The sequence below is a fragment of the Amycolatopsis dendrobii genome (assembly GCF_014145675.1).
Classification (GTDB): domain Bacteria; phylum Actinomycetota; class Actinomycetes; order Mycobacteriales; family Pseudonocardiaceae; genus Amycolatopsis; species Amycolatopsis dendrobii.
In genome coordinates, this window is the sequence record NZ_JACGZW010000022.1 from 29,791 (window position 1) to 52,554 (window position 22,764).

Annotated in this window: 23 protein-coding genes; 19 read left to right on the top strand and 4 right to left on the bottom strand. The window is 67.9% G+C overall.

All coding sequences use genetic code 11. The features are described from left to right. The first annotated feature begins 8 nt into the window (after positions 1–8). Together H4281_RS41970 and H4281_RS41975 are read left to right on the top strand one after the other, a co-directional pair. Positions 9–806, top strand: coding sequence for a 2-keto-4-pentenoate hydratase (locus tag H4281_RS41970; RefSeq protein WP_182896416.1), 798 nt, complete (start codon positions 9–11; stop codon positions 804–806). After that, positions 803–1,564, top strand: a complete 762-nt coding sequence (locus tag H4281_RS41975; protein WP_182896417.1) for a 2-keto-4-pentenoate hydratase — start codon at positions 803–805, stop codon at positions 1,562–1,564. Before H4281_RS41970 ends, H4281_RS41975 begins: the two co-directional genes overlap by 4 nt. Here H4281_RS41975 and H4281_RS41980 read toward each other — a convergent pair. Next, complete coding sequence (locus H4281_RS41980) at positions 1,554–2,411, bottom strand: alpha/beta fold hydrolase (RefSeq protein ID WP_182896418.1); 858 nt, start codon at positions 2,409–2,411, stop codon at positions 1,554–1,556. The genes H4281_RS41975 and H4281_RS41980 overlap by 11 nt on opposite strands. 91 nt (positions 2,412–2,502) lie before the next feature. Between H4281_RS41980 and H4281_RS41985 the strand changes: the two genes are divergently transcribed. From H4281_RS41985 to H4281_RS42005, 5 genes are read left to right on the top strand one after another with little or no spacing between them, the layout of a single operon-like run. Further along, a complete protein-coding gene (locus H4281_RS41985; RefSeq protein WP_182896419.1) occupies positions 2,503–2,940 on the top strand; it encodes a hypothetical protein in 438 nt (145 codons plus the stop codon). A gap of 32 nt (positions 2,941–2,972) precedes the next feature. Further along, positions 2,973–4,610, top strand: coding sequence for a 2,3-epoxybenzoyl-CoA dihydrolase (boxC, locus tag H4281_RS41990; RefSeq protein ID WP_182896420.1), 1,638 nt, complete (start codon positions 2,973–2,975; stop codon positions 4,608–4,610). Positions 4,611–4,614: 4 nt separating this feature from the next. Beyond that, positions 4,615–6,036, top strand: coding sequence for a benzoyl-CoA 2,3-epoxidase subunit BoxB (gene boxB / locus H4281_RS41995; RefSeq protein WP_182896421.1), 1,422 nt, complete (start codon positions 4,615–4,617; stop codon positions 6,034–6,036). A 10-nt stretch (positions 6,037–6,046) separates the two neighbouring features. Continuing rightward, positions 6,047–7,609, top strand: a complete 1,563-nt coding sequence (locus H4281_RS42000; protein ID WP_182896422.1) for a benzoate-CoA ligase family protein — start codon at positions 6,047–6,049, stop codon at positions 7,607–7,609. Positions 7,610–7,622: 13 nt separating this feature from the next. After that, the gene (locus H4281_RS42005) at positions 7,623–8,477 is read left to right on the top strand and encodes an amidohydrolase family protein (RefSeq protein ID WP_182896423.1); all 855 of its coding nucleotides are present in this window, start codon (positions 7,623–7,625) and stop codon (positions 8,475–8,477) included. A 2-nt stretch (positions 8,478–8,479) separates the two neighbouring features. On the opposite strand, the gene H4281_RS42010 is transcribed toward H4281_RS42005, so the two are convergent. Further along, on the bottom strand, positions 8,480–9,121 hold the full coding sequence (locus tag H4281_RS42010; RefSeq protein WP_182896424.1) for a dihydrofolate reductase family protein: 642 nt from the start codon (positions 9,119–9,121) through the stop codon (positions 8,480–8,482). A gap of 78 nt (positions 9,122–9,199) precedes the next feature. Between H4281_RS42010 and H4281_RS42015 the strand changes: the two genes are divergently transcribed. Together H4281_RS42015 and H4281_RS42020 are read left to right on the top strand one after the other, a co-directional pair. Continuing rightward, entirely contained in the window at positions 9,200–9,694 is a 495-nt protein-coding gene (locus H4281_RS42015) for a winged helix-turn-helix transcriptional regulator (protein WP_182896425.1), read from the top strand. Positions 9,695–9,863: 169 nt separating this feature from the next. Further along, positions 9,864–10,367 (top strand): RNA polymerase sigma factor, encoded by a 504-nt coding sequence (locus H4281_RS42020; protein ID WP_182896426.1) that lies wholly within the window; start codon positions 9,864–9,866, stop codon positions 10,365–10,367. Between the two features lie 16 nt (positions 10,368–10,383). Here H4281_RS42020 and H4281_RS42025 read toward each other — a convergent pair whose 3' ends face one another. Continuing rightward, positions 10,384–10,836, bottom strand: coding sequence for a MarR family winged helix-turn-helix transcriptional regulator (locus H4281_RS42025; RefSeq protein ID WP_182896427.1), 453 nt, complete (start codon positions 10,834–10,836; stop codon positions 10,384–10,386). A gap of 84 nt (positions 10,837–10,920) precedes the next feature. Between H4281_RS42025 and H4281_RS42030 the strand changes: the two genes are divergently transcribed. The 3 genes from H4281_RS42030 to H4281_RS42040 are packed head-to-tail and all read left to right on the top strand — an operon-like array spanning position 10,921 to position 13,101. Next, positions 10,921–11,520 carry an alpha/beta hydrolase gene (locus H4281_RS42030; RefSeq protein WP_182896428.1) on the top strand — a complete coding sequence of 200 codons (600 nt, stop codon included), beginning with the start codon at positions 10,921–10,923 and terminating at the stop codon, positions 11,518–11,520. Continuing rightward, the gene (locus tag H4281_RS42035) at positions 11,517–12,647 is read left to right on the top strand and encodes a dipeptidase (RefSeq protein WP_182896429.1); all 1,131 of its coding nucleotides are present in this window, start codon (positions 11,517–11,519) and stop codon (positions 12,645–12,647) included. Before H4281_RS42030 ends, H4281_RS42035 begins: the two co-directional genes overlap by 4 nt. A 37-nt stretch (positions 12,648–12,684) precedes the next feature. Next, positions 12,685–13,101: a LapA family protein gene (locus H4281_RS42040; protein WP_182896430.1), complete on the top strand. Its 417-nt coding sequence runs from the start codon at positions 12,685–12,687 to the stop codon at positions 13,099–13,101. Between the two features lie 9 nt (positions 13,102–13,110). Here H4281_RS42040 and H4281_RS42045 read toward each other — a convergent pair whose 3' ends face one another. Further along, positions 13,111–13,869, bottom strand: a complete 759-nt coding sequence (locus H4281_RS42045; protein WP_370648134.1) for a hypothetical protein — start codon at positions 13,867–13,869, stop codon at positions 13,111–13,113. Positions 13,870–13,960: 91 nt separating this feature from the next. Between H4281_RS42045 and H4281_RS42050 the strand changes: the two genes are divergently transcribed. From H4281_RS42050 to thpD, 7 genes are all read left to right on the top strand, one after another. Then, on the top strand, positions 13,961–14,752 hold the full coding sequence (locus H4281_RS42050) for an Abi-alpha family protein (protein ID WP_182896432.1): 792 nt from the start codon (positions 13,961–13,963) through the stop codon (positions 14,750–14,752). A 5-nt stretch (positions 14,753–14,757) separates the two neighbouring features. Continuing rightward, positions 14,758–16,002: a DUF445 domain-containing protein gene (locus H4281_RS42055; RefSeq protein ID WP_182896433.1), complete on the top strand. Its 1,245-nt coding sequence runs from the start codon at positions 14,758–14,760 to the stop codon at positions 16,000–16,002. A gap of 93 nt (positions 16,003–16,095) precedes the next feature. Beyond that, positions 16,096–19,119, top strand: a complete 3,024-nt coding sequence (locus H4281_RS42060; protein WP_182896434.1) for a patatin-like protein — start codon at positions 16,096–16,098, stop codon at positions 19,117–19,119. A 243-nt stretch (positions 19,120–19,362) separates the two neighbouring features. Further along, a complete protein-coding gene (gene ectA, locus H4281_RS42065) occupies positions 19,363–19,857 on the top strand; it encodes a diaminobutyrate acetyltransferase (protein WP_182896435.1) in 495 nt (164 codons plus the stop codon). 41 nt (positions 19,858–19,898) lie between these two features. Then, positions 19,899–21,149 carry a diaminobutyrate--2-oxoglutarate transaminase gene (gene ectB, locus H4281_RS42070; protein WP_182896436.1) on the top strand — a complete coding sequence of 417 codons (1,251 nt, stop codon included), beginning with the start codon at positions 19,899–19,901 and terminating at the stop codon, positions 21,147–21,149. Positions 21,150–21,180: 31 nt separating this feature from the next. Then, complete coding sequence (locus tag H4281_RS42075; RefSeq protein ID WP_037807993.1) at positions 21,181–21,573, top strand: ectoine synthase; 393 nt, start codon at positions 21,181–21,183, stop codon at positions 21,571–21,573. Positions 21,574–21,639: 66 nt separating this feature from the next. Next, entirely contained in the window at positions 21,640–22,542 is a 903-nt protein-coding gene (gene thpD, locus H4281_RS42080; protein ID WP_182896437.1) for an ectoine hydroxylase, read from the top strand. Positions 22,543–22,764: the final 222 nt, after the last annotated feature.

Sequence of the window (22,764 nt, forward strand, 5' to 3'; positions counted from 1 at the left end):
TTCGGCCCGTGGAACCCGCTGAGCTGCAGGACGCCGTCGCGCTGCTGAGGAGCGCGTACGAGCGCCACGAGCCGATCGATCCGCTCGTGAAGACCTTTCCCGACGGCACCATCGAAGACGCCTACCGCGTGCAGCAGGAGCAAGTCCGCGCCTGGGTGGCGGCGGGCGACGTGGTGCGCGGCCACAAGGTCGGCCTCGCGTCCGCGGCGATGCAGCGCCAGATGGGCGTGAACCAGCCCGACTTCGGGCACCTCACCAGCTCGATGTTCCTGCTCGAACACCAGCCGATCCCGACGACGCGGTTCCTGCAGCCGCGCATCGAACCGGAGATCGCGTTCGTGCTCGGCGCGCCGCTGCGCGGTCCGGGCGTAACCGTCGCCGACGCTGTCCGCGCGGTCGACTTCGTGCTTCCGTCGCTGGAGATCGTCGATTCGCGGGTCCGAGACTGGAAAATCTCGATCTTCGACACCGTCGCGGACAACGCGTCGTCTGGCGGCGTCATCCTCGGCAGCAGCCCGACCAATCTGCGAGACGTCGACCTGCGGCTCGCCGGCTGCACGCTGCATGTCAACGGCCAGCTCGCGGCCACCGGCGCGGGCGGTGCGGTGCTGGGTTCGCCGATCAACGCCCTGGTGTGGCTGGCCAACACGGTCGGCCCGCTCGGCGTGACGCTGGAGCCCGGCCACGTCGTACTGCCCGGTTCGATGACCGCCGCACAGACCGTCCGCCCCGGCGACACCGTCGTGGCGACCATGGCTGGCCTGGGCAGCGTGACCGCGGTGTTCGCGCCGGAGGAGGACAAGTGACCGCCGATATCGTTGCTGCAGCGCAGGAATTGCTCAACCGGACCGAAGAGAGCGCGCAGCTCACCGACACCTGGCCGGACCTCGACCTCGCCACCGCGTACGCGATCCAGGACGAAGCCCTGCGGCTGCGTCAGGAACGCGGCGAGACGCTGATCGGGGTGAAGCTCGGGCTCACGTCGCGGGCGAAGCAGCAGCGGATGGGCGTCGAGGAACCGCTGCTCGCGTGGCTGACCGACGCGATGGTGCTGCCCGCGGGCGCCCCGACGCCGCAGCTCATCCACCCGCGCGCGGAGCCGGAACTGGTGTTCGTACTCGGCGAACGGCTCGCCGGTCCTGGCGTCACCGCGGCTACCGCTCTCGCCGCGGTTTCCCAGGTGTACGGCGGAATCGAGATCATCGACAGCCGGTACCGCGACTACCGGTTCACGTTGCCGGACGTCGTGGCGGACAACGGTTCGTCGGCGCTGTTCGGGCTCGGCTCGGTCGGCCGTCCACCGTCCTCTTTGGACCTTTCACTGGAAGCCGCGCTGCTCGAAGTAGACGGTCAGATCGTCGACACCGCGACCGGGGCCGCCGTGCAGGGCCACCCGGCCGAGGCGCTGGCGCTGGCGGCGAATTCGCTGGCCGCACGCGGATTGGCGCTCGAACCGGGCTGGCTCGTGCTGACCGGCGGCATGACCGACGCCGTCGAACTGCGCCCAGGCTCCCGCGTCGCCGCGCACTTCTCGAACCTGGGCTCGGTGACGATCAGCGGGTAGCGAGCCGTTTGATCCCGGCGATCACGCGCGGCCACACCTCGCGCGGCAGGTCGTGTCCCATGCCGGGCACGAGATCGAGGTCGGCGCCCAGCGCGCGGGCCGTCGCGCGGCCGCCGGACATGTGCACGAGCGGATCGGCCGTGCCGTGAATCACCAGGGACGGCACGGAAAGCCGGCGCAGATCGGCGGTCCGGTCGCGAGCGGACAGGATCGCGGCGAGCTGCCGGAACACGCCCGCCGGGTTGAGGCCGCGGTCGTAGGTGCGTTCCGCGCGCTGGCGGAAATGGTCCTCGTCGAACTGGTACTCGCGCGAGCCGATCAGCTTTGACGTGCGCACCAGCTGTGTCACGTAGTCCTCGCGCGTGCGCGGCCCCGGGGCCAGCATCGCGAGCGCGGCGCGCGGGCTTGGCAGGCCGACGTTCCGCGCGCCGGTCGTCGACATGATCGAGGTCAGCGTCCGCACGCGCCGCGGATGCCGGATCGCGAACTCCTGCGCGATCATCCCGCCCATCGACGTGCCGACCACGTGCGCGCGTTCGATGCCGAGCGCGTCGAGCAGCTTGCCCGCGTCGTCGGCCAGGTCGCCGAGCGAGTACGGCGCGGACCGCAGGAAGTACGCGAGCGGCAGGCTGGCCCGGCCGGTCCACCACTGCGAGCGCCCGACGTCGCGGTTGTCGAACCGGTGCACGTGGAAACCCGCCTCGGCGAGCTGCTCGCAGAACTCGTCGTCCCACCAGATCATCGGCGCGGCAAGGCCCATCACCAGCAGCAACGGCGGCGCGGACGGATCGCCGAACGATTCGTGGCACAGGGTGATGCCGTCGGCCTCGATGGTCTGCTCGGTCATGGCTCCAGTTTCGCGCACGGCTTGGCCGGTCGCCGCCGTCCGGGTACTCTCCCGCTAGAGCGATCTATCAAATCGCAAGGGGGCGAGCAGTATGGACGTTCTGCGCGAGAAAGGACTCGGCCCGCTGCGGGTGATTCTGGCATTCACCCTGGTCAGCACGGTCCTGCACTACACCCACAACGTGGTGCGCGCGGCGGATTACCCGCAGATCCCGGGCATCAGCGTGCCGGTCACGCAGGTCGTGGTAGCGGTCAGCTGGGTGGTCTTCACTGTGTTCGGCGCACTCGGCTATCGCGCCTACGCACGCGGCCAGTACTGGCGTTCGCTGGCGTTTCTGCTGGTCTACTCGCTGTCTGGACTGGCGAGCGCGGGGCATTTCCTCGTCGGCGTGCCGCGGGTCCCGGCGTTCTGGTTCGCGACGATCTTCACCGACACGTTCGCGGCACTCGCGCTGTGGATATTCGGGTGCTGGGCGGCGATGCGGCTCAACCGGGTGAGCATCGCCGGGCAAATGTCTACACAACATTGACGTTCGTTGAAACCATGTAGACAATCGAGGACGTGACCACCACCACACCTGTCACATTCGAGCGGCATCCGGACACGTACCGGCACTGGCGGCTTGCCGTCGACGGCGAGGTCGCCTGGCTGGAGATGGACGTCGACGAACAAGGCGGCCTCGTGCCCGGGTACGAGCTGAAGCTCAACTCGTACGACCTCGGCGTCGACATCGAGTTCTACGACGCCACGCAGCGGCTGCGGTTCGAACATCCGCAGGTGCGCGCGGTGATCGTGACGAGCGCCAAGGACAAGGTGTTCTGCGCCGGGGCCAATATCCGGATGCTCGCCGCGTCGCCGCACGAGTGGAAGGTGAACTTCTGCAAGTTCACCAACGAGACCCGCAACGGCATCGAGGACGCGACCGAGTTCTCCGGCCAGACCTACGTGGCGGCGGTGAACGGCAGCTGCGCCGGCGGCGGCTACGAGATCGCGCTGGCCTGCGAAAAGATCCTGCTGGTCGACGACAACTCGTCCACCGTCGCGTTGCCCGAGGTGCCGCTGCTCGGCGTGCTGCCCGGCACCGGCGGGCTCACCCGGGTGGTCGACAAACGGCGGGTTCGCCGGGACCTCGCGGACGTGTTCGCGACGCGGCCGGACGGGGTCAAGGGCCGGACCGCGGTCGACTGGCGGCTGGTGGACGAGCTGGTGCCGCGCGTCGGGTTCCGCGAGAAGGTGCTGTCGCGGGCGCACGAACTGGCCGCCGAATCCGACCGGCTGCCCGCTGAACAGGGGATCGAGCTGGCCCCGCTGGACCCGTCGGTGACCGACGACGGCATCGAGTACCGGCACGTCCGGATCGCGTATGACCGGCCGAACTCGCTGGTCACGCTCACTGTGCTCGGTCCGGACGGCGAACCTCGGCTCGACGGCTGGCTGCTGCGGATGACCCGCGAGCTGGACGACGCGATCCTGCGGCTGCGCACGAACGAACCAGAACTCGGCACCTGGGTGCTGCGCACCGAAGGCGATCCGGAGCAGGTGCTCGCGCACGAGGAGGTCGTGCTCAGCGGAAAAGACTGGCTGAGCAACGAAATCCTGCACTACTACAAGCGCACGCTGAAGCGGCTGGACGTCACCAGCCGTACCTTGATCGCGTTGATCGAACCGGGCAGCTGTTTCGCGGGCAGCCTGCTCGAACTGGCCTTCGCGGCGGATCGGCAGTACCTGCTGGACGGGCCGCCGATCGACGACGAGGACTCGCCGGAACGCGCGTCGATCACCCTGTCGGAAGCCAATTTCGGCGTCTTCCCGATGGGCAACGGACTGTCCAGGCTCCAGTCGCGGTTCTACGGCGACGACGACCATCTGACGTGGCTGGCCCGCGAACGCGACCGTGCGCTGAGCGCCGCCGAAGCCGTCGAACTCGGCCTGGTCACCGACGCGCCGGACGACCTCGACTGGGAGGACGAGATCCGGATCGCGCTGGAGGGCCGGGCCTCGCTGTCGCCCGACGCACTCACCGGGATGGAGGCGAACCACCGGTTCGTCGGCCCGGAAACGATCGAAACCAAGATCTTCGGGCGGCTGACCGCCTGGCAGAACTGGATCTTCACCCGACCGAACGCCTCCGGACCCGACGGCGCGCTGCGTCGTTACGGCACCGGGCAGAAGGCGGTCTTCGACAGGAAGCGGGTCTGAACCGATGCCCGAAAAGATCGACTACGACGCCAAGATCCCGAACAACGTCCAGCTCGCCGACGACCGCAGGCTGCAGCGCGCGCTGGAGGGCTGGCAGCCGAAGTTCATGAACTGGTGGGGCGAGATGGGGCCCACGCTGGAGACCGAGGGCGTCTACCTGCGCACCGCGGTGAGCGTCGGCCGCGACGGCTGGGCGCACTTCGACCACGTCAACGTCCCGGACTACCGGTGGGGCATCTTCCTGGCCGAACGGGAACCGGACCGGCGGATCGCGTTCGGCGAGCACGCCGGCGAACCGGTGTGGCAGCAGGTGCCCGGCGAATACCGGGCCGACCTGCAGCGGCTGATCGTGATCCAGGGCGACACCGAACCGGCGTCGGTCGAGCAGCAGCGACTCCTCGGGCTCACCGCGCCTTCGCTGTACGACCTGCGCAATCTCTTCCAGGTGAATGTGGAAGAGGGCCGGCACCTGTGGGCGATGGTGTACCTGCTGCACGCGTACTTCGGCCGCGAAGGCCGGGATGAGGCCGAGGGCCTGCTGCTGCGCAACTCCGGCAGTCCGGACGCGCCGCGCATCCTCGGCGCGTTCAACGAGGAAACGGCCGACTGGCTCGCGTTCTACATGTTCACGTACTTCACCGACCGCGATGGGAAATACCAGCTCGGCACGTTGAAGGAAAGCTCGTTCGACCCGCTGTCGCGCACCTGCGAGTTCATGCTCAAGGAGGAGGCGCACCACATGATGGTGGGCACCACCGGCGTCGACCGGGTGGTGCAGCGCAGCGCCGAACTCATCCGCGAGCACGACACCTACGACATCGCGTCGCACGGCGGGATCCCGCTGGACGTGATCCAGCGGTACCTGAACTTCCACTACACCGTGTCGCTCGACCTGTTCGGCAGTGAAACGTCGACGAACGCGGCGAACTACTACACCGCGGGGCTCAAGGGCCGCTGGCAGGAGACGCGGCGCAAGGACGACCACAAACTCACCGAGGACAGCCGCCTGCTTGAGCGTCCGCGCGACGACGGGACCTGGACGTCCGAGGAATTGCAGGCCATTCTGCTGCTGAATCTCGACTTGCGCGCCGAGTACACCGCGGATTGCCAAACCGGGGTCAACCGGTGGAACAAGATCCTCGGCGACGCGGGCATCGACTTCCGGTTCGCGTTGCCGCACCCTGGTTTCAACCGCGAGGTGGGCATAAACTCCGGCCACCACGTTACTCCGGACGGCAGCATCGTCGACGAGGCCACGTGGGAGGCAGCGCGGCGCAAATGGCTGCCGACGGCCGAGGACCTGACGTTCGTCCGGTCGCTCATGCACCCGGTGTACGAGCGCGGGAAGATCGCCAGCTGGGTCGCGCCGCCGAGGCAGGGCATCAACGGCAAACCTTTCGACTACGAGTACGTGTACCTCACCTGAGGGGGCACCGATGACGGTTCCCGCGAATTTCAACGCCGCGGAGTACCTGCTCGGCCAAGGCCGTCCGGACGCGCTCGCGGTCGTCTCGCCGCGGCGCACGCTCAGCTACGGCGAACTCGCCGCCGAGACCCACCGGGTCGCGTCCGGACTGCGTGCGCTCGGCGTGCGTCCGGAGGAGCGGGTCATGTTCTGCATGGTCGACGACGTCGAACTGCTGAGCGGGATCCTCGGCGCGATGCTCGTCGGCGCGGTCGCGGTTCCGGTGTCCACTATGGTCACCGGGCTCGAACTGGGCCAGGTGCTCGCCGATTCGCGGGCGCGGGTGCTGTGCGTGTCCGGGGAGTTTTCCGCGCAGGCGGCGGGCGCGCTGACCGGTGCGCCCGAGGTGACCGATGTGGTGCTCGACCGGGCCGATCCGGCGGAGTTCCCCGCCGGAGTGCGGACGCACCGGTGGCCGTTGACCCCGACGGACGATGTCGTGGCCTCGCCGACTTGGGAGGATTCGCCCGCGCTGTGGCTGTACACCTCCGGCACGACCGGCAAGCCGAAGGGCGCGATGCACCGGCACGGGAGCATTCGCGCGGTGTGCTCGACCTACGCCTCACAGGTGCTGGGAGTGTCCTCTTCGGACCGGTTCCTGTCCGTGCCCAAGTTGTTTTTTGCTTATGGGCTAGGAAACTCGGCGTTCTTCCCGCTCTCCTGTGGCGGGACGACGCTGCTGGAACCGGCGCGTCCGACGCCGGGGCTCATTGCCGCACGGGCGCGGGCGGACCGGCCGACGTTGTTCTTCGGAGTGCCGACGTTCTACGCGGCGCTGCTGGCCAGCGACGTGCCGGACGATTCGTTTTCCTCGGTGCGGTACGCGGTTTCGGCTGGCGAGCCGTTGCCGTCGGCGTTGTTCAAGCGATTCCGTGAGCGGTTCGGGGTGGAGATCCTGGACGGGATCGGGTCGACTGAGGCGTTGCATATTTTCCTGTCCAACCAGCCGGGTGCGGTGCGGCCGGGCAGTACCGGCGTGGCGGTGCCGGGGTACTCGGTCGAAATCCGGGACGAGCAGGGTGCGGTGATTTCGGAAGCGGGACGGCCGGGTGAGCTGTTCGTGTCCGGACCGTCCATCGCCACCGGGTATTGGGCGCGATACGAGACTACGAAACAGGTTTTCCAGGGCCCGTGGCTGCGGACCGGCGACAGCTACGTGCGCAACTCGGATGGCACCTACACGTGTCTCGGCCGATTCGGGGACATGCTGAAGGCGGGCGGGATCTGGGTGTCTCCGTCCGAAGTGGAAGAACGGCTGCTGCAACATCCGGCCGTTGCCGAGGTGGCGGTGGTCGCCGCGCCGGACGAGGACGGATTGGACAAACCGGTCGCCTGCGTTGTCGCCGCCCCTTCGTCCACTGTAGACGCCGAGGAGCTGATCGAGTTTTGCCGGGAGGGGTTGGCGGCGTTCAAACGGCCGCGCGGGGTGGTCGAGATGGCCGAGTTGCCGAAGACCGCGACCGGGAAGATCCGGCGGAACGTGATCCGCGAGATGGTGCGCGAGTCGCTGCTCGTGCCGCAGCCGCAATCGTGATCGACTGGCCGGCATGATCGACGAGCATTTCGTGGTGGACGCCCACGTGCACACCCCGCGGCTGCCCACGCTCAAGCCCGCGTGGCTGGACTGGGCGCGCGACTTCGCCGGCGAGTACCCGTGGCGCACGGTGTACGACGCGGACGGCGCGGTGATCCCCGCGGCGATGGACGACCTCATGGCGCAGGAGGGCGTCGACCGGGTGCTGCTGTTTTGCGAATACAGTCCGCGGGCTACCGGCATTCAGGCGATCGAAGACAATCTGCCGTTGGTCGCTTACAACCCCGAGCGGTTCCGCCTGGTGGCCAATGTGAATCCGCATCTGCACCATCCGCTGGTCGACGAGGTGGAACGCCAGCTCGCGCTGGGTGCGGTGGCGTTGAAGATCCATCCGGTGCACGGCGCGTTTTCCCCGGCGGACAAGGAGCTGTACCCGGTCTACGCCTTGTGCGCCGAACGCGGGATTCCGGTGATCCTCCACTCCGGACTATCGGTCTTTCCGGGATCCCGTGCCAGCTATGGGGATCCTTCGCTGCTGTCTGATGTGGTCGAAGACTTCCCGTCGGTGAACTTCGTCTTCGCGCACGGCGGCCGCGGCTGGTGGTACGACGTGGCGGCGTTCATGGCCCAGGCGAGGCCGAACGTGTGGCTCGACCTCGCCGGGCTGCCGCCGAAGAAACTGCCGGAGTATTACGCGCGGTTCGATCTCGTGCGATTGGCCCGGAAATGGATCTTCGGCACTGACTGGCCTGGGGTGCCGGGAACTGCCGTGAATGTCCGTGCGGTCGCCGATTTGGGGTTGCCCGCGGAGGTCCTGGACGGTGTTCTGTCCGGTAATGCGTTACGGCTGATGCCCGGCCTGCGTTGAGTTTATTTGCGCCAGAACAAGTGGTGCACGACGCCGCTGGAGCTGGGGATTTTCTCGAGGTGGTAGCGGTCGGTCAGTTCGTCCGGGCTCGCCCAGAGCCGTTCTCCTGCGCCGAGTTCGACCGGTGCGACGGCGATGTGCAGCGTGTCGATGAGACCGGCTTCGAGGAATTGCCGCACCGTGTTGACGCCGCCGCCGATCCGCACGTCCTTGTCGCCGGCGGCTTTCTTTGCCTGCGCGAGTGCTTCCTCCGGGGTCGTGTCGAGGAAGTGGAAAGTGGTCTGGCCCAGGGTGATCGAGGGTCGTACGTGGTGAGTGAGGACGAAGACCGGCGCGCGGAACGGGGGTTCGTCGCCCCACCAGCCTTGCCAGTCGTGGTTCTCCCACGGCCCGCGGTACGGGCCGAACTTGTTGCGTCCCATGATTTCCGCGCCGACGTCACCGCGGTGCATGTCGCGGGTGAAGTAGTCGTCGAGCCCGCGAGTGCCGCCGGGTTCGCCGCGCATCGGCCAGCTGGCGGTGGCCCCGGCCCAGGCGAAGAGCGGTCCCGGGTCGGGATGGCCGAACGGCTGCTCGAGCGTTTGGTCCGGACCGGCGCCGTAGCCGTCGGCGGAAACGTTGAAGCACTGGACGCGTACCAGCATCGATACCCCCTGCTTGTCTTTTGCAAGCACTATGCCGGAGGCGATGGTAAAGTGCAAGTGGTTTGGAGGAGGTATGCGATGCCGGACGGCCCGCGCTCGGGGTGCCCGATCAACGCCGCGATCGAGGTCGTCGGCGACCGCTGGAGCCTGCTGGTCCTGCGCGACGTGATGTTCGGCGACCGGCGGCATTTCCGGCAGTTGCAATCGCAGTCGGAGGAAGGAATCGCGTCGAATATCCTCGCCGACCGGCTGCGCACGCTGACCGAAGCCGGATTGCTCACGCGCGATTCAGCCGGTCGCGGGCAGCGCGCGACTTACAGTTTGACTGAGGCGGCGATTCAGCTGGTGCCGGTTTTGGTGGCGTTGGGAAGCTGGGGGTTGCGGCATCGGCCGACGACGCCGGAATTGCGCGTCCGGGCGGAACTCCTGGAAGCTGGCGGCCCGCCGCTGTGGGAGGAATTCATGGCGGAGCTCCGGGAGCGGCATCTCGGGATTCCCCGGCCGGACGGAGACGGGCCAACGGCCACGGAACGCTTGGCGGCGGCTTATGCGGAGGCGGTCGCTCGGAGTTGACGCGGTTGCCTCGGTCGATTTATCGACCTGCCGCGACCTGATTTCAGGTGCCCGAGACACTCGCTCGTCCTTGGATACATCCAGCCGAAGTTGATCACTCAATCCGGCATTCGCCCAGCTGAACCGGATCCGCCGAGCGGCCTGGCTCGTCAGCCTTCCCGTGCGAGGAATGCGGAGCGAGGACGAAGTACGCCGTCTGTTGACGAGGATGAACCGGATCGTCGGCGCGAACCCGGGCTTTCGCGCCGACGCGGACGACGCTTGCCAAACGGCCTGGCTGGAATTGCTCACCCGCCAGCCGGACTTGCGGGATTCGAACGGCCTGGCCGGCTGGCTGACGACCGTCGCGTGGCGGCAGGCGCTCCGGGCAGCCGAAAACCGCGCGCGGGTGAAGCTGGTCGACGACTCGCACCTGGATGCACACGAACCGGCGAAGTCGCCCGAGACGGAAACCTTGGCTGGCGAACTGGCGACCGCGCTGTGGCGCGCGGTGGCGAAGTTCCCGGAACGCCACCGGCGGATGATGCTCCTGCTGGCGCACTGCCCGGAACTGCGGCACGACCAATTGGCCGCCGAACTGGGCATCTCCCCGTCGAGCGTGAGCCGCATCCGGCATCGCTGCTTGACGGTCCTCCGGCGTCGGCTGGAGGCCGACGGCTTCAGTTATCCATGACCCGGGTAGCCCGCGATCACCCGTTCACCGACCGCAGCGTCCGCATCGCCTCCGCCAGCCCCTCGGCATCAGGCCCCAATGGCCCGAGCACGATCCGCCACAAGATTTCCGCGCACGCGGCTCTCGCTTTGAGCGCCACCTCCAACCCGTGCTCGGTCAGGGAGGCGAACGTCACCCGGCGGTCTTCCGGGCTCGGGATGCGGCAGATCAAATCCGCGGCGACCAAGCGGTCCGCCACCTTGGTGAAGCCTCCGCTCGACAGGGCGGCTTCGGTCGCCAGGCGGGTCATCGGCATGCGGTGTTCCGGGGACCGCACCAGGCGCAGCAGGATGTCGAACGACGCGGGAGCCAGGCCGAACCGTTCGGCGATTTCTCCCATCAGTGCGTTCTGCGTGGCCAGATAGCCCTCGATCACGAGGCCCCACCACGTCACGATCTCGTCGTCGTCCGTCTGCGGATCCGGGGTCATCTTCCGGAGTCTACCCGGAATACATCTTGCGCGCGAGAAGTTACTCTGGACAACGAAGGCTGAGGTGTCCACAAAGGAGCGACGATGATTCACCGGTACGCCGAGGGCGACCCGGACCTCCCGGTGCTTGTTCTCCTGCACGGAACCGGTGGTGGTCCAGACGATTTGCTCAGTGTGGCGAACGAGCTGAGCCCGGAATCGGGGACGCTCGCGCCGGCGGGGCCGGTTTCGGAAAACGGGGCGGCGCGGTGGTTTCGGCGGCTTTCGGAGGGCGTGTTCGATCACGAGGACGTCCGGGCGCGAGCGGACGAACTGGCGGATTTCCTCAACGAGGCACGGGAAAAGTACGGGTTCGGCAGGGCGGTGGCGGTAGGATTCTCGAATGGCGCGAACATCGCGGCCGCGGTAGCGCTCACCAGGCCGGACGCGCTCCGGGAAGCGATTCTGTTCTCGTCGATGTCCCCATTGCCGGAATTGCCGCGCCTCGATCTCACCGGAACTCGCATATTCCTTTCCAACGGCGAGCAGGATCCGATGGCTCCGCTGCCAGCCAACGACGCACTCGTCCGCCAGTTCCGCGAGCGGCACGCGGAGGTGGCGACGCATCGCTGGCCGGGAGGGCATCAGGTGACCGTCGAAGGAATCAGCACGGCGAAGGACTGGCTCGCTAGGGTCGGGGCATGACCGAGCTGACTCGCGCGCAAGACCTGCTCGCCTCCACGATCCTCGCCGACGGACACAACGACCTGCCGTGGGCGCTCCGCGACAAAGCGGGCCCGAACCCGGTCGAGGCGGTGGCGGGCGTGGATCTCACGGTCCCGCAGCCGACGCTGCACACCGACTTCCCCAAACTCGCCGAAGGCAAGCTGGGCCTGCAGTTCTGGTCGGTGTACGTCCCGTGCGAGTTCAAGGGCGACAGCGCGGTCACCGCGGTGCTGGAACAGATCGAGGTGGTTTACCAGCTGGCCGAGCGCTACCCCGAGCGGCTGCGGCTGGTGACCACGGCCGACGAGGCCGAGGCGGCGTTCTCCGGCGGGCGGATCGCGTCGTTGCTCGGGGCCGAAGGCGGGCACAGCATCGCCGAATCCCTCGGGGTGCTGCGGATTCTGCGCAGGCTCGGCGTCCGGTACATGACGCTGACCCACAATTTCAACACCACCTGGGCGGACTCCGGAACCGACAAGCCCGAGCACGACGGGCTCACCGAGTTCGGCCGCGAGGTCGTGCGCGAGATGAACCGGATCGGCATGCTGGTCGACCTTTCGCACGTCGCGCCGAGCACCATGCGCGCCGCGATCGAGGTGTCGAGCGCGCCGGTGATCTTCAGCCACTCGTCGTGCCGCGCGGTCAACGACCATCCGCGCAACATCCCCGACGACGTGCTCGCCCAGCTGCCCGGCAACGGCGGCGTCGCGATGATCACCTTCGTGCCCGCCTTCATCTCCGCCGCGGTCACCGAGTGGGACAACCAGCTCCGGGACGCGATGACCGCCGCCGGGCAGGAGTTCCTCGACCTCGGCCAGCGCGGCCGGTTCGCCGAGACCTGGGACGCGCCGCCCAAGCCGAAGTCGACGATCGAGGACGTCGTCGCGCACATCGAGCACGCGCGCGAGGTCGCCGGGATCGACCACATCGGGCTCGGCGGCGACTACGACGGCGTCGGCGAGCTGCCGGAAGGCCTCGAGGACGTGTCGAAGTACCCGGTGCTCATCGCCGCGCTGATGGAACGCGGCTGGAGCGACGAGGACTGCGCGAAACTCGCCGGCCGCAACACGCTCCGGGTGCTGCGCGAGGTCGACGCCAAGCTCTGAATTAGCGCAGCACGGCGAGTGGGCGGACAATCACGATATGTCCCACGCGCGAAACGACGGTCCCGACGGGGCCGCGAAATCGGAAATTCCCGAGGCGCCGGGCACTGAGGTGCCCGGCGCACTCGACCACGCCGCCCCGGGCACCGCACCGGGAGCCGAACCCGGGCCGCGCCCGCCCGCCGCGAAACCCGCGGGCCGCCGGGGCAAGGTCAAGTCCACCCGGATCAGCGGCACCTGGATCGCCGTCATCGTGGCGATCGTCGTGCTGGCGTTCCTGCTGGTGTTCATCCTGCAGAACCTGGACACGGCGACCGTCCACTTCCTCGGCGCGTCCGGCAGCATGCCGCTCGCGGTGGCGATGCTGTTCGCCGCGATCGCGGGTGCCGCGCTGGTCGCGTTGATCGGCGGCGCTCGCATCCTCCAGTTGCGGAAGCAGGCCCGCCGACGGCGCTGACCGGTACCGTCAGCCGCATTCCGGCGCTCGCAGGCTCAGCAGGATCTCGCACACCGCGGGATCCCCGCTGACCTGCACTCGCGCGCCCACGTCCGATGCGGGCAACGTCCCGCTGCACAGCCGCCAGAACGCGTCCGCGTCGGTAACCAGAGAGGCGAGCGGAGACCGTGACGTCGCAGCGCCGCGGTCGATCGTCCAGCCCGCCGAGGTCGCGCGGAGAGTCCATCGCCCGGCTCCCTCCACCGCACAGGCCACCTGACGTCCGGCCCGCGCGGGCACCGTTCGCAGCATCTGCGGCAGCGCACGCAGAAACGTGTCCACCACCGGCGTCCGGAACTCCGGCTCGTCGAGCAGCGGAGCTGCCGCGGCCTCCCGGACCTGCTGCTGAAGCACCCACTGCGCCGCGTAGTCGCGAGCGACCGTCAGCCACAACGGCGCCGCGGCCGGTTCGTCCAGGTCGCGGTGCTTCCACAGTTCGGTCAGCTGTGTCGTGCTGTCCACGAGCATCGCGAACAGCACCTCCGGCGACAGTTGCCGGCAGGCGGAGACCCAAGACGACCCCTCCGCGAAGTGGCCGTCCCGGTCCCGGGAGAGCCGCCTGAGCTTGCGGCCCAGGATGTCGGCGGTCAGGTCGTGCACCGTCCGTTCGCCGAGCGCGGGCAGGGCCCACTCGGGCGTCCGGAGGTCGGAGAGAACTCCGATCAGCGCCTGTTCTTCGCGGACGAGCAGCGGCAGCACGTCGATCGGCGGTCCCCACGGCGCGGTCATGCGCGTCATCCAACACCCACCGGCCAGGCATCACAGGGCCATTCGGCCTACTCGCAGGTAGCATCAGCGCGAACAGTGAGGGGAGCAGCCCGTGGACTACCAGCGACCGAACGGCCGGGGCACCGCCGAGGACGTGGCCAACCTGGCCCGCCGGGCAGGCCAGCTCGCCGGATGGGCGGCGCGCACCGGCTTCGACCTGACCCGCAAACTCCCCGGGATCGACACCGCCGAACGCGGCCTCAAGCAGGTCGAACGCGGCCTGCTGAGCGAACTGCGCCGCCGCCTCGACGAGGTCGACGATCCCTATCACGCGGCGTTGACCGCGGCGTCCGCGATGAACCGGGCCGACGTCGGCAGCCGCGCCGTCGAGACGACCGTGACGCTGGTGCCCGCCCGCGACCACGTCGAACCGTTGCGCGCGGCGATGGCCGAACTGCTCAACCACTCCATCGGCTTCGGCCGCGAACGCGCCCGCGAGTACTTGTACGCGATCATTCTCCGCCAGCTCACGCCCGACGAAGCGCGCATCCTCGCCGCGCTGTCGGACGGCTCCCCGTTCCCCGCGATCGACGTCGCCGAGCGCAGCGCCATGGGCGGCACCGGCCGGATCGTGCTGCGCAACGCCTCGACGGTCGGCAAGGCGGCCGGGGTGTCGCTGCCGGACCAGGTGCCCGGCTACGTGACCCGGCTGATCGGCCTCGGGCTGGTCGAACTGGACGAGGAGGTGCCCTCGCTCGAGACGCAGTACGAGATCCTGCTGACCGACGAGTCGGTCCGCGAGGTGGAGAAGCAGGTGAAGCGGATCAAGATCATCCGCCGCACCATCCACGTCTCGCGGCTCGGCGCGCAGTTCTGGCAGGCCTGCGACCCGAGCCTGGGCTGAACCCGATGGGCGGGTTCGTCTCGGGCATTCTCGACGACTTCGTCCGGCACTGGCCGCTCTATGTCTCCATTCCGATCGTCGCCGCGCTGATCGGGTACGGCACGAAGCTGGTCGCGATCCGGATGATGTTCCAGCCGGTCGAGTTCATCGGCGTCAAGCCCTTCCTCGGCTGGCAGGGCATCGTGCCCAAACGGGCCGCGCGGATGGCGAGCATCGCCTGCGACACGATGACCGAGCAGCTGATCAAACCGGCCGAGGTCGTCGCGAGGCTCGACGCGGACCGGATCGCGAAGGAAATCGAGAAACCGCTGCTCGCGGCGGTCGAGGACATCGTGCGCGAGGTGGCCGGGCACTATCAGCCGGGCCTGTGGGAATCACTGCCGGTCGGCGTGCAGCGGCTGGTGATCCAGCGCGTGCAGGCCGAATCGCCGCACATGGTCAAGGCCGTGCTCGAACTCATTCAGTCCGATGTGGACAGTGTGTTCGACCTCAAGGGCATGGTGGTGACCAGCCTCGTCAAGGACAAACGGCTGCTCAACCGGATCTTCCAGGAAGCGGGCGCGGAGGAGTTCAAGTTCATCGCGCGCTCCGGACTCGTGTTCGGCGGCCTGATCGGCGTCATCCAGATGGTCGCCTGGGTGCTGTTCAAATTCCCGCCGATCATGCCGTTGTTCGGCCTCTTCACCGGCTGGTTCACCGACTGGCTCGCGTTGCGGATGATTTTCTACCCGCTGGAGCCGAAGAAATACTTCGGCGTCACCTGGCAGGGTCTGTTCCTCAAGCGGCGCGCGGAGGTCGCCGAGGCCTACGGCGAGTTGATCGCGAAAGAAATCATCACGCCGCACAACGTCATCGAGGCGGTGCTGCAGGGCCCGCTTTCCGACCGGGTGCTCGCGCTCATCCAGCGGCAGCTCGACCGCGAGCTGGGCCGGGCGGCGAACGTGGCGAAACCGTTGCTGGTCTTCGCCATCGGCAGCCGCCGCTACCAGGACATGAAGCTGGCCATCTCCGAGCAGATCATGACCCGGCTGCCGGACACCATGCGCTACATCGAGGATTACGCCACCGACGCGATGGACATCCGGAACGTGCTGGTCGGCAAGATGAAGGAATTGTCGCCCGAGGAGTTCGAGCAGCTGCTGCGCCCGGCTTTCCAGCAGGACGAATGGATTCTCATCGCGACCGGGGCGGTGCTCGGGTTCGCGGTGGGGGAGGCGCAGGTGCTGGTGTTGGAGCATCTCGCCACGTAGGTGTCGTGAGTGGCAAACCCGGTTAGAACCGGCATAAACACTCACGAGGTTGGGCCTTGTGGAGGAGCGGGCTGGGCCGGGAGACTGACCCTCATGGGTGAGACGGCGGTGCCGTGGCCGCAGGAAATCCGGATCGCGATGGCCATGGTGGGGGGATCCAGCCTGGCAGTGTGGATGGGGGGAGTCGCTACCGAGACGTCGGCGTTGCTGCACGCTTCGCGCACGCCGGACGAAAGTAACGGCTACCGGAAACTGCTCGACCTTTTGCACGCTTCGGTGCGCCTGGACGTGCTCACCGGAACGAGCGCGGGCGGCATCAACGCCGCGTGTCTCGGGCTGGCGGAGGCGTACCGGTCGACGCCCGCGATCTTGCGCGACACCTGGTTCTCCGCCGGGTCGCTGGAGAATCTGATCCGCGACCCCGGCGAGACGCGGCCGCGTTCGGTGCTGAACGGAGACAAGGTGCTGCTGGGCGGACTCGTCCAGGCGATGCACGACATCACCGGGTCCGGCGTCGTGCCCACTGAGCCGCCGGATGTGACCGTGCTGCTCACCGGCACCATGCTCGACGGCGAGACCACGCAGTACGACGACGCGCTCGGAAACCGGGTGCGGGACACCGAACATCGCATGCTGTTCCGCTTCGACGGTCCATTGTGGAATAACCAGGTGCACGGCCCGCTCGCGCTCGCCGCCCGGTCGAGCGCGTCCTTCCCCGGTGCCTTCGAACTGTCGCGCATGCCGATCGGCCCCGAGGCGGCGGACCGGCTGCATCCGGACATGACCGATTACACCGAGCTGGTGCGTTCGCATTGGCTCGCCGACGGCGGCGTGCTGGTGAACAAGCCCTTGCGACCGGCGTTGCGAGAGATTTTCGAACGCTCTTCGTCGACGGATGTGCGACGGCTGCTGCTGTACGTCGTCCCGACGGTCGACGGCGAAGCCAAGCCGATGACCTGCGATCCGGCGGATCCCCCGATGCTCGGCACCGCGTTGGCGAAGGTCGCCTCCACGATCATGAGCCAGACCATCAGCGTCGAGCTGGAGGAATTGAGCAAGCACAACTCCGCCGTCACGCGCACCAGGGACACCCGGGTCGCGCTCGCGTCGCTCGGCCTGCGCGGCGGGCAGCTGGTGGACGACCGGGTGCACCGGGCGTACCTCGACCGCCGGGTCGCGCTCGACGCGGCCGAGCTGGTTCGCGCGGTCACCCGCCGCTACGAACTGTCCGATGAGGACAGTAAGTGGGCGGCCGGGAATTCGGCGCTGCTGCAGGACATCGCTGCCGACGGATTGCGCCGCGGGATCCCGGCCGCGTTGCCCGGCGAATCGGTCCCGGTCGGCGAAATGGTCCGCTACCGCACTTCAACGCTGGAAGACGCGGTCGCCACCGGCATCCAGCTGATCAACGCGGGCTTCCGGATGGGCCCGGATCTCGACCAGGCGACCCAGCTCAACGAGGCCCGCGCGAAGATGCACGCCGCCCGGCGGAGCGCGGCTCGCGACGTGCGGTTGCCCGCGTGGGTGGCCCGGCACGAACCGCCGCCGCCAGGCACCTCGATGCCGGACTGGATCGGCCAGCTCGCCGCCGAATGGGCGGATCTCGGGGCGTCGGACGCCGTCGGCGAGGCGTGGCCGGAGCTGACCGGCGCGCTGCGGTCGGCCGCTCCGGTGCTGCAAGCGTTGTCGGGCAAGGAAAACCAGTGGTCCGCGGACGCCGCCGACACGGTGACGACGCTGCTGGACTGGTTCGGCCTTGACAACGCGGACGTCGCGGACGGATTCGTGATGGCGCGATTCCTGTTGCTGCACATGGCAACGCGGGGGCTGCTGGCCGAAGCGCCGGCGGTGGACCAGCGCGTCGACCTGGTGCAGATGAGCGCGGACAGCCGGACCCTGCTCGACCTGGCGCGCCCCCGCGGCCGGGACAAGCTGACCGGTACGCAGGCGAGCAACTTCGGCGGCTTCTACAAAGCGTCGTGGCGCGCGAACGACTGGATGTGGGGCCGGATCGACGGCGCGGGCTGGCTGATGCAGTGCCTGCTCGACCCGAAACGCCTGCGGGTGCTGCGCGACATCGTGGGCCCTGAGGAATTCCGGGAGCAGGTAAGGGCGACGTTTCGCGAGATCGGCTGGGAGCCGCCTTCGCCCGCGGACAACGGGATGCCCTCGGACCTGCCCGGGCTGCTCGCCCAGCTGGGCGACGAACTGGCTTTCCTCGGCCTGGACGCGAATCTGTCGCCGGTCGACTTCGGCAAGGACATCCCGACCAGTCTTCCGGTGACGTCGATGGTGCTGGCCAAGTCGCGGCAGCTGACGATCGCGCGGGAGGAATTGCCAGTGCTCGCGCAGCAGGCCGAGCATGATGCGAAGGAGGGCAACGGAAAAGCGTCGGAGAGTTTCCGGAAGCTGATGGTTTCCCGGCCGCTCGAACAAGAATCCCGGAAAGCCGCCGCCCCGCCGGAAAATTCCGGTCAGCAGGACGCGGCTCAGCGCGCTTTCCAAGCCTGCCAAGTCTCCGCTGAACGCTTCGAAGGCGAACTCGGCAGTACACTGCTCACCAAAACGATTGTCAAAGCCGGAGCCGCCGGGCTCAACGCCGCGTCCACGGCCACCCGGGTCCCGAAAACCCTCCAGCCGCTGGCGAAATTCGCGCAGCTCAGCAGCCGCAGTTCGTGGTGGGTCACCCAAGGCGCGACGCGGCTGGGCCGCCCCTGGAACCTGCTAGCCGCCGCCATCACCGCGATCGCCGGGTTCGTGCTCAGCGGCGAAGGCGGGTCCGTCCTGCAATGGCTCGGCCTGCCGGTGGCGGGCGGCGCACTCGTGTTCCTCGTGGTGAGCCTGCTGACCTTGAGGCGCACGTGGCGAATGGTGCTCACCGTGCTGGGTGTGCTGGTGATAGCCGCGTTGCTGTTCGCGGCCTTCCTGCCGCCCCTCGCGCAGCCGTTGTTCGGCTGGCTCGGCACCGTTGTGGACGGTTGGCGGCGCGGCCAGGCTCCGCTGTGGTGGCTCGCCGTCGTCGCGCTGCTCCTGCTGCCCGCGGTCTGGACGCCGCTGTCCGGGCTCGGGCGGCGCGGACGGAAGCGGCGACGGTCGCGTGCGGACAGTCGACGCTGAACCCCAGGTAGAACCCCATTTTTCGGCGCTGGAGTTGCGGTAGCGCCCCGGAAGGCCCATGGTCTGGGGTCACAGGTCGCATACCGATGGTGTGCGGCCCAGGCGCACGCATGCCCAGAACTTCGCCTCGTTAAACATGTTTGTGGTCCTCCTCACCGGGGTATCCCTGTCGTCCCTGGTGAGGGCGGTGGACGTGGCATGGATCGCTGGCGGCGCGAAAATTCTCTGTTACGTTTCCAAAGTATGTCCGGAAAGCACTTGATCGAATCCCCGACCAAGGCCGATGGTGCCGCTCTCTGGCGAATCGCACGCGATTCGCAGAAGCTTGATCTCAACTCGCCGTATGCGTACCTGTTGTGGTGCAAGGATTTCGCGGAGACCTCGGTCGTCGCCCGCGTCGACGGTGAGCCAGTCGGATTCGTGATCGCTTACCGAAGGCCGTCCGCACCGGACGTCGCGCTCGTGTGGCAGGTCGCCGTCGACGCGTCGCAACGCGGAAAAGGCCTGGCCGGGCAGTTGCTGGACAGCCTGTACACGCGTCTGGTCGGCGAGGGCGTGCGGTACCTGGAAACCACGATCACTCCGGACAACGCGGCGTCGATCCGCCTCTTCGAGTCGTTCGCGAAGCGCTGGGACGCGGATCTGGAACACCGCCGGTTGTTCGAGGTCGCTGATTTTCCGCAGGGGGAGGCGCACGAACCCGAGGATCTTTACCGCATCGGGCCGTTGCGCCGCTAATAACCCGTCAATTTCGCCGAGTAGGAGCGAAAGAAATCGTTATGAGCATCTTCGAAGAGCTCGAATCAGAAGTCCGCAGCTACAGCCGGGGGTGGCCGGTCGTCTTCGACCGGGCGCAGGGCAGCAGGCTCTACAGCGAGGACGGCAAGGCCTACCTCGACTTCTTCGCCGGTGCCGGCGCGCTGAACTACGGGCACAACAACCCGCACCTGAAGAAGGCGCTGATCGATTACATCCAGCGCGACGGCGTCACGCACGCGCTCGACATGTACACCGTCGCGAAGCGGGACTTCCTGGAGACCTTCCGGGAGAAGATCCTCGCGCCGCGCGAGCTGGACTACAAGATCGTCTTCCCCGGGCCCGGCGGCGCGAACGCCGTGGAGGCCGCGCTGAAGCTGGCGCGCAAGGTGACCGGCAAGGAATCGGTCATCAACTTCACCAACGCGTTCCACGGCATGACGCTCGGCGCGCTGTCGGTCACCGGCAACTCGATGAAGCGCGGTGCCGCGGGCATCCCGCTGGTGCACGCGACGCCGATGCCGTACGACAAGTACTTCGACGGCGCGATGCCGGACTTCATGTACTTCGAGAAGCTGCTCGAAGACTCCGGCAGCGGCCTGAACGAGCCCGCCGCGGTGATCGTGGAGGGCGTGCAGGGCGAGGGCGGCATCAACGCCGCGCGCCTGGAATGGCTCAAGGGCCTCGACGACCTGTGCAAGCGGCACGGCATCCTGCTCATCCTCGACGACGTGCAGATGGGCTGCGGCCGCACCGGCCCGTTCTTCAGCTTCGAGGACGCCGGCATCTCGCCGGACATCGTGTGCCTGTCGAAGTCGATCGGCGGCTACGGCCTCCCGATGGCGCTCACGCTGATCAAGCCGGAGTTGGACGTCTGGGAGCCGGGCGAGCACAACGGCACCTTCCGCGGCATCAGCCCGGCGTTCGTCACCGCGACCGAGGCGCTGCGCGTCTACTGGAGCGACGACGAGCTGGAGAAGTCGACCAAGGCCAAGGGCGAGCGCATCGCGAGCACCTTCAAGGACCTGGTGGAGAGCTACCCGGAGGCGAACCTCGTCGCGAAGGGCCGCGGTCTGGCGCGCGGTCTCGAATTCGGCAGCGGCGAGCTGGCGGGCGCGGTCTGCAAGGCCGCCTTCGAACGCGGCCTGCTGATGGAGACCTCCGGTCCGGACGGCGAAGTGATGAAACTGCTGCCGCCGCTTACCCTCACCGACGAGGAACTGAGCGAGGGTCTCGCGATCATCACCGAGTCCGTCGCCGCCGTCCTCAAGTAACCACCCCGAAGAACAAGAAGGAGCTCTTCACTTGCTGGTCCGCACGCTCGACGAGATCACCGACACCGACGCTGACATCAAGACCCCGAACTGGCGCAGCAAGCGCATCATCCTCGCGAAGGAGGGCGTCGGCTTCTCGGTGCACGAGACGACGCTGTACGCGGGCACGGTGAACGACTTCTGGTACGCCAACCACATCGAGGCCGTTTTCATCACCTCCGGCGAGGGCGAGATCGAAGACCTCGCCACCGGTGAGGTGCACCAGCTCAAGCCGGGCACGCTGTACCTGCTGAACGACCACGACAAGCACCAGGTCCGCCCGAAGACCGAGATCAAGTGCGTGTGCGTGTTCAACCCGCCGGTCACCGGCCGCGAGGTGCACGACGAGAACGGGGTCTACCCGCTCGTCACCGAAGACTCCTGACACTGCGTCGCTCCCACCACCACCCCGAGAAAGAAGAAACGCCAGAAGAACTGGAGGCGAGCCACTGTGACGATCATGGACACCCGGGTCGAAGACGGTTACCCGACCCGGATCACCGGTACGCCGGAGCACCTTCCGCGCGTGCACCCCACGGTGTGGGGTACCGAGGCTGACGGCCCGATCGACGCCGCGACCCTGGCGAACCACGACGCCAAGGGCTACACGGTCGTCGAGGGGCTGCTCTCGCCCGGTGAGGTCCAGACGTACTGGCAGGAGGTCGTCCGGCTGTCGTCGGACGAGAAGCTGCGCGACGACGAACGCGTGATCACCGAGGCGCGGACCGGCGAGGTCCGGTCGATCTTCGACGTGCACGAGATCTCCGGCCTGATCGCCGAGCTGGTACGCGATCCCCGGGTGCTCGACCGGGCGCGGCAGATCCTCGGCTCCGAGGTCTACATCCACCAGAGCCGGATCAACTACATGCCGGGCTTCAAGGGCACCGGCTTCTACTGGCATTCCGATTTCGAGACCTGGCACGCGGAGGACGGCATGCCGTCGCCGCGGGCGGTGAGCTGCTCGATCGCGCTCACCGACAACTACCCGTACAACGGCGGGCTCATGGTCATGCCGGGTTCGCAGCGCACGTTCGTGCAGTGCGTTGGCGAGACCCCGGACGCCAACTACAAGAGCTCGCTCAAGGACCAGCGGGTGGGGGTGCCGACCAACGACGACATCACCAAGCTCGCCGCGGACTGCGGCATCGAGCAGTTCACCGGTTCGGCGGGCTCGGCGCTGTGGTTCGACTCGAACATCATGCACGGATCGTCGAACAACATCACGCCGTATCCGCGCTCGAACATCTTCCTGGTGTTCAACAGCGTGGAGAACGCGTTGCAGGAGCCGTTCGCCGCGAGCGCGCCGCGGCCGTCGTTCATCGCGGGCCGCAACTCGGCTCCGATCACGCGGTGACCAGCGTTACCTTCGCCTATCGGCGGGTCGCTCGTAACGAAGAATGTGCGCCCTGTTACGTTGTCGCCACCTCGCAGCTCGTCTGCGCAGGCATGGTTGTCCGCGGCGGTCCGGGTTCTTGCTCGGGGTGAGCCCCCCGAACCGCGGGCGGACGGCCGCGATGCACGGGTGGACCGCGCCCCCTGGCGGCCCGGCCGACGATCATTGAGTCCGGCCCCGCAC

Bases quoted from the DNA above. Each gene is read 5' to 3' on its own strand.
- H4281_RS41980 (WP_182896418.1), bottom strand. From the start codon at position 2,411: ATGACCGAGCAGACCATCGAGGCCGACGGCATCACCCTGTGCCACGAA.
- H4281_RS42015 (WP_182896425.1), top strand. From the start codon at position 9,200: ATGCCGGACGGCCCGCGCTCGGGGTGCCCGATCAACGCCGCGATCGAG.
- H4281_RS42000 (WP_182896422.1), top strand. From the start codon at position 6,047: ATGACGGTTCCCGCGAATTTCAACGCCGCGGAGTACCTGCTCGGCCAA.
- H4281_RS42040 (WP_182896430.1), top strand. From the start codon at position 12,685: ATGTCCCACGCGCGAAACGACGGTCCCGACGGGGCCGCGAAATCGGAA.
- H4281_RS42055 (WP_182896433.1), top strand. From the start codon at position 14,758: ATGGGCGGGTTCGTCTCGGGCATTCTCGACGACTTCGTCCGGCACTGG.
- H4281_RS42030 (WP_182896428.1), top strand. From the start codon at position 10,921: ATGATTCACCGGTACGCCGAGGGCGACCCGGACCTCCCGGTGCTTGTT.
- H4281_RS42010 (WP_182896424.1), bottom strand. From the start codon at position 9,121: ATGCTGGTACGCGTCCAGTGCTTCAACGTTTCCGCCGACGGCTACGGC.
- ectA (WP_182896435.1), top strand. From the start codon at position 19,363: ATGTCCGGAAAGCACTTGATCGAATCCCCGACCAAGGCCGATGGTGCC.
- H4281_RS42020 (WP_182896426.1), top strand. From the start codon at position 9,864: ATGCGGAGCGAGGACGAAGTACGCCGTCTGTTGACGAGGATGAACCGG.
- boxB (WP_182896421.1), top strand. From the start codon at position 4,615: ATGCCCGAAAAGATCGACTACGACGCCAAGATCCCGAACAACGTCCAG.
- H4281_RS42005 (WP_182896423.1), top strand. From the start codon at position 7,623: ATGATCGACGAGCATTTCGTGGTGGACGCCCACGTGCACACCCCGCGG.
- H4281_RS42045 (WP_370648134.1), bottom strand. From the start codon at position 13,869: ATGACCGCGCCGTGGGGACCGCCGATCGACGTGCTGCCGCTGCTCGTC.
- H4281_RS42025 (WP_182896427.1), bottom strand. From the start codon at position 10,836: ATGACCCCGGATCCGCAGACGGACGACGACGAGATCGTGACGTGGTGG.
- H4281_RS41985 (WP_182896419.1), top strand. From the start codon at position 2,503: ATGGACGTTCTGCGCGAGAAAGGACTCGGCCCGCTGCGGGTGATTCTG.
- H4281_RS42035 (WP_182896429.1), top strand. From the start codon at position 11,517: ATGACCGAGCTGACTCGCGCGCAAGACCTGCTCGCCTCCACGATCCTC.
- H4281_RS42060 (WP_182896434.1), top strand. From the start codon at position 16,096: ATGGGTGAGACGGCGGTGCCGTGGCCGCAGGAAATCCGGATCGCGATG.
- ectB (WP_182896436.1), top strand. From the start codon at position 19,899: ATGAGCATCTTCGAAGAGCTCGAATCAGAAGTCCGCAGCTACAGCCGG.